Genomic DNA, 10,154 nt, shown 5'->3' with positions numbered 1-10,154 from the left:
TCGAAGACCCCCATTTCCGAAAATGCGCGGTTGTAAGCGTCCACCACCTGGCGCCGGCGGCGCTGAAAGGCATCGAGCTTCTTGAGCTGGCAGAGCCCGATGGCCGCCTGGATGTCGGTCATGTTGTACTTGAAGCCGGGTGATATCACTTCATAATACCAACTTCCCTCTGTTCCCCGTCTCCGCCAGGCATCCTTGCTGATGCCGTGCAGACTAATGATCCTGGCTCGATCTAAAAAGTCTTTCTCACCGCTGAGTACCCCTCCTTCCGACGTCGTCAGGTTTTTGGTGGCATAGAAACTGAACGAAACCGGATTTCCGTTCGACCCGATGGGCCGCCCCTTGTATTTGGCCGATACGGCATGGGCCGCATCTTCGATAATCGGGATCCCCTGGTTCCTTGCAATCTGCCCGATGGGATCGAGATCGACCGGATGCCCAGCATAGTGGACCACGATGATCGCTTTGGTGGCGGATGACACCGCGGCTTCCAGTTGGGCCACATCGATGTTGAGGGTGTCCGGTTCCACGTCCACGAGGACCGGTCGCGCTCTGACATGTTCCACGACACTGACCGACGCGGGAAACGTCATGGCGGTGGTGATGACCTCATCGCCGTTGCCGATGCCCAATGCCGTCAGTGTGATATGAAGTCCGGCCGTGCAGGAACTCAGAGCGAGCACATTCTGTGCCCCGAGGTAGGTTGCAAAAGCTTTTTCGAAGCGGGCGGTTTTCGGACCTGTGGTGATCCAGCCGGACCGCAGGGTATCGACCACCGCCTCGATCTCTTCGTCTCCGATCAGGGGGGGAGAGAAGGGGAGAATCTCATTGCGAAGGCTCATTTGTTATTCACACGCTTTCAAACGGAGGATCGATCTACCGATCTGATTTGTCTCAGAGCCACTTCTCTATTTGCCAATGTGTAGCAACATCTTTGTGCGGAGCATATCCGATTTTTATCAAATTGCAATCTCTCTTTGGAGGCTTTTCAGAATCATCATCGATTCGGAAAGGGTTTTTTCCATATAAAGCGTGATTCGAAATCGAGGCCGCTCATCCCTGCAGTGGCGTACCCTTATCTTCCCATATTCGGGATAACACCCGTTCCGCTGCGACCTTAAAATTTTCGATCATGATCATATCTTCCAGGTACGCAATATTTGCGCTGACAGCTTTTCGGGTCTGTAATTCTCCCTGGGGTGCACAGCTGAATACCAGTGGGATTTTCATGGTCCAGAACTGGTCTTCTGGAATTTCCTCATACCCAGGAGATTGCCATCGACATTGGAGGTTACCATTCCCATTTTCCGAGTTCGAAATTGAGAAGACCACAGCATCGAAGTCCAGTAGTGAAAAGTATTTTTCAGTACACTGCTGCAGGTCGACAAAGCTGTTCGCAGTATTGAGAATCGACAGGACCCTTCGTGCATCTTTTTGTCGTTTCATCATCCGCTTTTTTTGCTCGATTCGTTCTCTGGCCATCGCGTTCATCTGGAGCATATCCGCCGTATAACCTAGGATTTTCATCCCTCCGATGATGGTTGCCCCTAGGATGAGCAGAATGAGTGTCAGTAATCGATTGTTTACAGCGGTCATGGACAGGGCGGTGACCCCGAGAAGGATACATATCGTATAAAGCAGCAGGGTGACCTGGCGCGAGGAAAGTCCCAATCGTAAGAGCCGATGATGGATATGATCTTTATCCGCCTTGAACGGTGAATGCCCATTACCGACTCGCCTGATGATGGCCAAAAGGGTATCGGCGATCGGAATCCCCAAAGCGATAATCGGAATTAACAGGATCACGACGGTGGAGCTTTTCTGTGATCCCTGCAAGGATATGGTGGCGATAATGAAACCGATGAAAAGGCTCCCGGAGTCTCCTAAAAATATGGATGCGGGCGAAAAATTATAATACGAAAACCCCAATATTCCGCCGGCAAGGGCGGCGGCAAAAATGGCGGTCAAGGGATTCTGGAGAATCAAAGCAAGGATCAGCATCGTGGATGCGGCAAAAAAACCGACGCCGCAGGCCAATCCATCGATGCCATCGATGAAATTGATCGCATTCGTAATTCCGATCACCCACAGAACAGTAACCGGAAACGATAGAAAACCAAGAGATTCCGAACCGAAAAACGGAATACTGATCAACTGACTCTTGAAGCCGAAAAAATAGAGCAATAGAGCGGCAAAAAATTGAACCGATAGTTTTTGAGGGACCGTCGCTCCCCGTATGTCATCATATACGCCGATCGCAAATACGAGAGAACTTGTGATCAACAGACTGGCAAGGGTGCCGAAGTGTTGACCTAAAAATGCGTCGCTTTCGGTCTTGCCCAAAAAGTAGGCGAACAGAGGCAGGAAGAATGAGAAGTAGATGGCGATTCCGCCCAATCTTGGAATTGGGTATGGATGAATCTTTCTGGGAAGGCATGGAATATCGAATATTTGTTTTTTCTGACATTTTTTTCTTATGATCGGCGTTAATAGGAAACTTATCAAAAAGGCCGAAAATGATATGAAAAAAAAATCAGCAATAAAGGCTTTGGCTTCCATCATGATGCTTCTTTTTCAATAGCAGTTGGTATTCTTGATCGATTTCAGTTACCATCCTGTCAATTCCCCAACTCTCGTCTATGAATCGACGTCCATTCTTCCCCATTATTCTAGAATTTGGCAAATGATCAAGCAGTTCTATGATTCGCTTTGCCAATTGGTCTACATCTTTGGCCGGGACCGTAAAGCCGTTTACACCGTTTTTTACCAACTCTGCCACACCATCGATATCGAAGGCTACAACGGGTTTTCCCACAGCAATATACTGTACCACCACCCTGGGAAGGCCCTCCCATAAAGATGTGAAAACAGCGATATCGAACATGGCAATCATTTCTTCAATATCCCTGCGAAAACCGGTAAATAAAACGTGATCATCTAAAGCCAGATCTTTGACCATTGTTTCTAATTTCTTTCGATAGGGTCCTTCACCAGCAAAAATAAATTTAGCGTCCGGAAAATGGTTGATTATTTTTGGAGCGGCCTGAATAAGGTATTGCTGGCCTTTTCCGAAATCTAGCCGGGCCACTTTTCCTATAATGATGCTTTTAGAAGAGATTTGAAATTCAAGACGTTTTTTTTTAATGATGTTCACAGGGAGGTTCCCCGCCTGGTAAAATCGCTCAATATCCATTCCCGTGTGGATGATCGAATATTGTTCAGATCTTCCTATTCTATTCCGAAGGTAATAATTTTGTAAGTCCCTTCCAACTGCAATAAACTTGTCGGTGATGCTTGCGGCAATCTTTTCAAAGGCCAAATATATAGTCCTTCGAATTGGAGGCGTGAATTCGTGAAAAGTGATGCCATGCACGGTATGAATAATAATCGGTACACCGGCCAGTTTTGCAGCTATGCGACCGATAAATCCAGCTTTTGCCGTATGAGTGTGTACAATATCAAATTTCTCTTTTTTTATATATTGATAAATTCTGCAAAAAGATAATAGATCACAAAACAGTTTGATATTTCGACGTAAAGAAGGTTCTTGAAGAATATTAACGTGTTCTTTATATTGTTCGATGTAAACAGGGTCAGAGTCACCACCGACGAGCAACATCACTTCATATTCGGCTTCTTCTAAACCCATCACAAGAGAAAGGACACTTTCATCCGCCCCTCCGCGAATCAGGCGTGTAATTATATGTAGATTTTTTAACATCTTATACAAATATCAGGTAAAAAATAATCAAACGCATTAATTTAGAAAGGGGCTTTGCAGATATTGCCTAATATTTTTTGGTACCCGATCTTACATCCAGTCTTCCATATTGTAATACATCCCGGCGACAATTGGAACGCATTAAATAGATACTCGACAGATAGGCGATACTGGCGCAGAGAAAAAAGAAGTTCTGCAATTTTTGCATACTGAGAGGCTTTAAATTGAGTGCTAATCGAATCCTTGTATTTTTCCAAAAAACGCAAACGTACCTTAACGCCATTCGCTTTATTAGAACTAATGCCTTCTGATTCGTAGCATCTAACCAAGGGCGTGTTAATCCGAATCGCATCGAATTGGTGAGTAAGTCGCAAAAAGAATTCCATATCGATAAATCGGGGTAATGATGAATCAAAGTATCCTACTGAATCAAAACAATTCTTCCTAATAACGGCTGTTACTTGTCCGATTCCAAATGCTTGATACTCCAGCTCTTTTTTATCCATAATTTTGCCCTTAACTACATTTGGAGCAAACAATACGGTGGTCTTACCATTTTCAAATATTCGTAGCATATCTGTGTATACCATTCCGACGTTATTAGCTGCTAAAGCAAAACAAGACATTTGCCTCTCTAATTTATTTGGCATCCATTCATCATCACTGTCCTGAAATGCTACATAATCACCTTGCGCTTGTTGCACACCTTCATTGCGAGCCGTTGCTGCGCCATAATTTTCTGAGAACTTAATGTATTTAATTCGTTGATCTTTTGTTTTTTTCACTACATTTTCAGTTGAATCTGTAGAACCATCATCTACCACGATCAATTCAAACCTCTTGTATGTTTGATTAATAACGCTCTGAATAGCCCGGTTTATCGAAGATTCTCGATTAAATGTTGGGAGCACTACACTTACTAGTGGTTGGGACTTCACGTACTCAACCTTGAAAAAATCATTAGAACTCTTGATCTCATACTCATTCCTTTTTATATAGTTCAACAACAACTATAACTTTCAGATAAATGAAAATACAAACATTATTTGCGTCGAAAAGTTTAGTTTTTACGACAACCATAATCTATAATAGTCTTTAACAGGACGGGAGCGGTTACATTAAGTGAATACTTTTTTTCAACTTTGGTTCTACCTAAAGCCCCCATTGCCTTAGCCACTTTCGGATTGGCTAACAAGAAAGATAGGGCTTCATACCACTGACTTTCTGATTCAACCAGATATCCGTTTATCATATGGTCCACTATGGAAGTATTTTCCCCAACCATTGAGGCAATAACTGGCTTGCCACATGCCATGTACTGAATAAGTTTATAGCCACATTTTCCTCTCTCCCATGGCGTGTCAGCGAGGGGCATTATTCCTACATCGAAGGAATTAATCTCCTCGACTTCTGTACATTCATTCCAGGGGAGGACAATCCCGAAAGGAGCTGCATTGTACGTACCCGCCCCCACTAGGACAATACGGGAACCGGTTCGTTCGCAAAACTGGTCTAGTACCGGCTGAATCCGTCCTATGTAAGTCGCCGTTTGAGGATTGCCAATCCAGCCAATAGTAAATGGTCCTTGCGGCTTTTTGATAATGGAGTAACGGCGTGTGTCAACAGTGCTTGGAAGATAAACCAAGCCATCCGATCGGAGTGATTCCGCATAGTCATATAGATATTTACTTCCAACAAAGACACAGTCAGCAGAGCGAATAAGAGAATCGATCTTTTTCCCTAAAAGTGTTACGATCAGAGAATTTGATTGTAGGTTATATCGGTGGAACCATGCATCGTCGTAATCGAGTACCCAAGGCAGATTAGAACCCCTTAGTATCGATTCGAGTGGTTCAGGAATCCAAGGGAATAGTTCGTTCTGCACCCAGAGTAGATCGAACTCATTCCGTTTCCTTAGATGAGCCCATCTTTTCAGATATGGGCGTATCCTTGAACCTATCTGATTTACCTTCCCGTAATATAGATCAATCAAATAAGAATCATCCAAAAGAGAACTAACAGTAACGTCAAGCCCATGCGCCTTTAGAAATGGCAGGTACTGGTATATTCGAATTCGGCTACTTGATCCAAGGCGGCCGTATCGAGCCAAGGCCAAAACCTTCATTCATAGCCTCCGATAATTATCAGGGTTCTGGATATTTCCTCAACCAATTTACCAACAGCATGTAAGCCGAGAAAAGTTCTATGAGTTCGCTAAAACGGCATCGCATCACAGACCAGGTTAACCGAAAGAGAGGCTCGGAAAAAAGGGTCATAAAAATGATCATTATGGCTGTGGATGTTTGGAAGTGTTTTACAACATAAAGAATCCTGCTTTGTAGAATATAGAAAAGCCTTTGCACTTTCGCTTGTTGGGAGACACCTCCTCCCCGGTGAAAGCATTTTGCTTCTGCAAAAAAAATACTTTTCCATCCAGCTCTCCTGGCACGGAGTGCAAAATCCAAATCTTCGTAATAGACAAAGAATCTCTCATCAAAGCCGCCTAAGCATTGAAATAGATGACGACGTACCAAGAAAAATGCTCCCATGACCTGGTCTACTTCTTGAGTTTCAAGATGATCCCATTCAGTCATAAATAAACCCGGAAAGCGTTTGGGGAACAATCTATGGAGACCGAACAAGGTCGCAAGGAAAACTCTGAGATCAGGAAATCGTACACAGGTGCGGCCGACGATTCCTTTATTGTCGACAAGTTGTATCCCAAGAATTCCGACCTGGCTGTTTTCCCGTCTTTCTAAGTATAGAATCGGCGTGATAAGCGAGTCTGAGAATAATCGAGTATCCGGATTCAGAAAGAGCAGATAATCGGCAGTTGTGCTCTTGGCAGCTTGGTTGCAGGCAGTAGCGAAACCCAAATTTTTCTCATTTTTAATAATCCTCACAGGCAGATTATGCTCATCCATATTATCCGCTGAGCCATCCATGGACCCGTTATCTATTACCACCACACGTCGAAGGTCTACCCCTGACTTTCGGGTTGATTGTATTGAAGAGAGGCATTCACGAAGCTGCACCCCTGCATTCCAGTTTACAATCATAATGTCTAAGGACGGATCAGTCATAGGGTTGAGACTTCCGGGAGCCTTGATATTGCAATTTCGGTGTACTGCTGTGTCTTAAGCAGCCAGTGGTTTATAATGGCAATTGGAAGAAAAACCGTCCACACGGAATCGAATTTGGTGAGGTAGGGATTGGATGCGTTGCCAATGAGAAATGCGCCCAATCCTATGAGAACGGGTAGGATCATAAGTCCGAGGAACGCATCGGATCGGATTATTTGAACCCCCTTGACGAAGATCCAGATAATGCCGGAGGCATATGCCAGGAAACCGAATATTCCTGTGTGGTATAGCAACGCTAGATAGGTTAGTTCGTAAGCCCATGGGAGATCTCTCGAACGCATGAATTCGGTGCAGGTTGCACCCAATCCCTTGCCAAACCAAGGAGATTCAGACCAACATTTCAGAAGAGCGGCAAATTGATTTTTCCGAATCATTGCAGGTAGGTAAGAATCAAAATGGAATCCTTGGCCGATCATTTCAGCCGTCGACCACATGCTAAATCCCATTGTTTTTTGCAGATAGTAAATGGTTGCTACAAATAGTAAGCTTAACGGAACGCCGATTTTCATAGGCAGAACGAGGCTTCTCCGCCTAACCGAGTCCGCGAGAAACCACTGAAGTGTAAATGTCATTAGCGGAGATACAGCCACCACCAAAATCAATGCCCGCCGGCCGCTAAGCAGAACCATTGCTATGCCTACTATATTGACGAACCAGAGAAACCATCTAGAAACCGGTGGCGAATGGTCCTTCGGCCAGCTCATGAGCATGGAGAGGCTGAACGGAACTAAAAACAGGAGGGAATCTAAAGAGTACAAGTCTGCTTCTATCGTCCCCTCAGCGAATCCAATCCGTTGATGTTGATTTATGGGAAGATATAGGTAATCGGGAAGCCAACCTACCGAGTGCAGGATATAACTGAAACCATATAGACTGATGATTACCGTAGTGGTGAGCATGATTCTCGACAGCGAGATAAAGATTTTTTCATCGATGCCTCCTGCTATGAAGAAACAAAAAACAGCCGGCCAAAGGAGATAAACCGTTGCCACCGGAATCGCGCCTGGTGCAGCGTTTCTATATCCCGTGAAAATCCAAGATGCTCCCAGACAGATATAAAATATTGTCCACAGAAGAACAACAGGGTGGAGATGGAACTTGAAATCTCTCAATAATCGAAAAGAAACGATGACCAGCACTGTAATTAGAAGGAAAAGCTTGATCATTTGGTAGTTGGCCGGGACGAATAGCATAAGAAAAAATAGTAAATAGCCGGGATACATAGCTAAATTCATTGAAGCTCTAACCTAGAAAGAAGAGCTGTGATATTCATTTTGCCTCCAATGAAAGGGTATATCCATTCCAAAAGATCGTTTTGGCAATTCCTCTAAGACCCACTCAAAGAATCGGCCGTATTCCTGATCTATCTGAATCAATCCGACAGAATGTGTTGAATCCAGGTAATACCTCCACCTCCACCTCCACCTTACAACTTTTTTTCTTGAATACACGTTAAGTGACTGGCAATAGAACATACAGATAATCGTGGTGTTTGTTTACTACCACGGGTTATTGAGCTGTTACGATAATACCTCCTCAGAAAGTTGAGTTAAGCACTACCAAATATGGAAACTCACGCGAACATGCGCATGTTTAGTCAATCAAAACGCTATTATTCATGAATTCGGCGAGGGCCTTGTGCCCCTTTTTATTCAGGTGCATATCATATTTGAAATAAAGTCCATCAGAGTCAGGGGCAAACTCCCTGTAATCAGAGAAAATACCAGAAAGTCTCTGTCCGGTCTGTCCGAAATCGTATTCCGTTTCTGCTATCCCGTAAGAATCCAGGTAATGCTTGCGCAATGGAAGTTCCAGAAAATACACTGGAACTATTCTGATCACGCTGAGTTCAACTCCATTTTCAGTGCAGAGTTCCACAATATCTTTATATACCTTTTCAGCCCATCTCCATCTTTCACTTTTATGAAAGTCCTTCTTATGGATAACTATATCCTTGACTATGACCCTTTTTCTCAGCTGCTCAAAGCCGAACATGGAGGCAAAAGAGTCAGAGAGCCCCATCTTGTCTATGACTCTGGAAATCAACCTTACTGAATGCAGCTTCAGGACAGCGTCTTTGACCCGTGCCATCAGCGGTACGGGCTGCGGCTTCCGGTTACTTCTTCTTCCATTCCCGCCTTTTTCCGGATTAAACTCGCTCATGTCGTTATCATACAAAAGCAGCAGCGCCTTTTTGATGTTCTTAACATTGTCGAAAGCCCATTTCAGGCGATTGTACTGCTGAACAGGACCGTCCCCTGGAATTCCAAGATCAAGATACTGAAACTTATCATTGAGGAAATTTGTGAACACCTCATCACCTCCAACCCCCCATCCAAAAGCAAATGAGTCGCCGACGATCACACACTTCGGCAGTTCCGAGTCCAGAGCAAGCCCCTTACTCCATGCACCGCAACGGTATCCAAATCTGTTTCCATGCACAGGCACGTCAAACTCTCTGGAGTACTGCGCGCCCTTGATATACGGCTTGACAATCGTCAACCCATCCCTGGAAGTGAAAAGAGAATCTGAAAACCCTCTTGGCGGCTGCGGGAGCACGATCCTCAAAAATAGCTCGAAAATCACAAATAGTATTAGCGGGAATAACAAAAGTATCCCGGTGAACAGCAGTTTCTTGCCAAGGCTGAGTTTTTTCTTCCTGTTCATTAAAACTCCTTATCAGTCGTCAGAATGCAACTCTGACTTGGGGAAGAAAACGACTTTCTTGTACAAAGTTGTCTGCGGCTGGTTCAGCAGGAGCTTAATCAGCCCGGATATCTCTTCGCAGGAAATCAGGTCGCCATGCTCGCCAGAGTATGGGTTATGATCTCCTCACAGCGGAGTGGAAATACCACCGGGATAAAAATGGCATACGGGATGCCCTCCCTTGAGATATCAAGCAAACCCCGAAGAAACGTGAAGATGACCATATAAAAAATCGGCTGCAAAACCGCCCAAAAAGTACCTAACAAAGACTGGCGATACCTTCCTTTCACTTCACGCACAGCCAGCGCCCATGCCAGATTTATAAACTTCCGTCAATCCCTTTTTTATCTGCAGGATGTATACTTGAGAGTGCCAAGTTCTCTACCCGATGCCGGTTTATTGTGCACAGGGGCTGGTAAATTACATTTTTATCCTTATTATACTAGAAGCTTGACGACGATCTTTATAATAAGTTGGTTCGTTTCGTGCTGATAATCGATCCCAAAAAAGGCAAATCCATTTTTTTGTGCACAGACTTGAGCCTGACAGCGCTTGAGATCATCACCGCTTACAGTTGGCGATTC

Annotated in this window: 8 protein-coding genes; all 8 read right to left on the bottom strand. The window is 44.5% G+C overall.

Annotated elements, in window-relative coordinates; all coding sequences use genetic code 11:
- Positions 1 to 842: aminotransferase class I/II-fold pyridoxal phosphate-dependent enzyme (locus tag GF401_00700; GenBank protein ID MBD3343563.1), on the bottom strand; the 842-nt coding region annotated here is incomplete at its 3' end.
- Between the two features lie 211 nt (positions 843 to 1,053).
- Complete coding sequence (locus GF401_00695; GenBank protein MBD3343562.1) at positions 1,054 to 2,562, bottom strand: undecaprenyl/decaprenyl-phosphate alpha-N-acetylglucosaminyl 1-phosphate transferase; 1,509 nt, start codon at positions 2,560 to 2,562, stop codon at positions 1,054 to 1,056.
- Positions 2,534 to 3,721, bottom strand: a complete 1,188-nt coding sequence (locus GF401_00690) for a glycosyltransferase (protein MBD3343561.1) — start codon at positions 3,719 to 3,721, stop codon at positions 2,534 to 2,536. Before GF401_00690 ends, GF401_00695 begins: the two co-directional genes overlap by 29 nt.
- Positions 3,722 to 3,762: 41 nt before the next feature.
- The gene (locus GF401_00685; GenBank protein MBD3343560.1) at positions 3,763 to 4,731 is read right to left on the bottom strand and encodes a glycosyltransferase; all 969 of its coding nucleotides are present in this window, start codon (positions 4,729 to 4,731) and stop codon (positions 3,763 to 3,765) included.
- Between the two features lie 50 nt (positions 4,732 to 4,781).
- Positions 4,782 to 5,846, bottom strand: coding sequence for a glycosyltransferase (locus GF401_00680; protein MBD3343559.1), 1,065 nt, complete (start codon positions 5,844 to 5,846; stop codon positions 4,782 to 4,784).
- A gap of 19 nt (positions 5,847 to 5,865) precedes the next feature.
- Positions 5,866 to 6,804: a glycosyltransferase gene (locus GF401_00675; GenBank protein ID MBD3343558.1), complete on the bottom strand. Its 939-nt coding sequence runs from the start codon at positions 6,802 to 6,804 to the stop codon at positions 5,866 to 5,868.
- Positions 6,801 to 8,087: a hypothetical protein gene (locus tag GF401_00670; protein MBD3343557.1), complete on the bottom strand. Its 1,287-nt coding sequence runs from the start codon at positions 8,085 to 8,087 to the stop codon at positions 6,801 to 6,803. The genes GF401_00675 and GF401_00670 overlap by 4 nt, the downstream gene beginning before the upstream one ends.
- Before the next feature lie 370 nt (positions 8,088 to 8,457).
- Complete coding sequence (locus GF401_00665) at positions 8,458 to 9,531, bottom strand: hypothetical protein (protein ID MBD3343556.1); 1,074 nt, start codon at positions 9,529 to 9,531, stop codon at positions 8,458 to 8,460.
- Positions 9,532 to 10,154 lie beyond the last annotated feature (623 nt).

The organism is Chitinivibrionales bacterium (assembly GCA_014728215.1).
Taxonomy (GTDB): domain Bacteria; phylum Fibrobacterota; class Chitinivibrionia; order Chitinivibrionales; family WJKA01; genus WJKA01.
The sequence above is the reverse complement of the archived record's forward strand: the minus strand, read 5'-3'. Positions and strand labels throughout refer to the sequence as shown.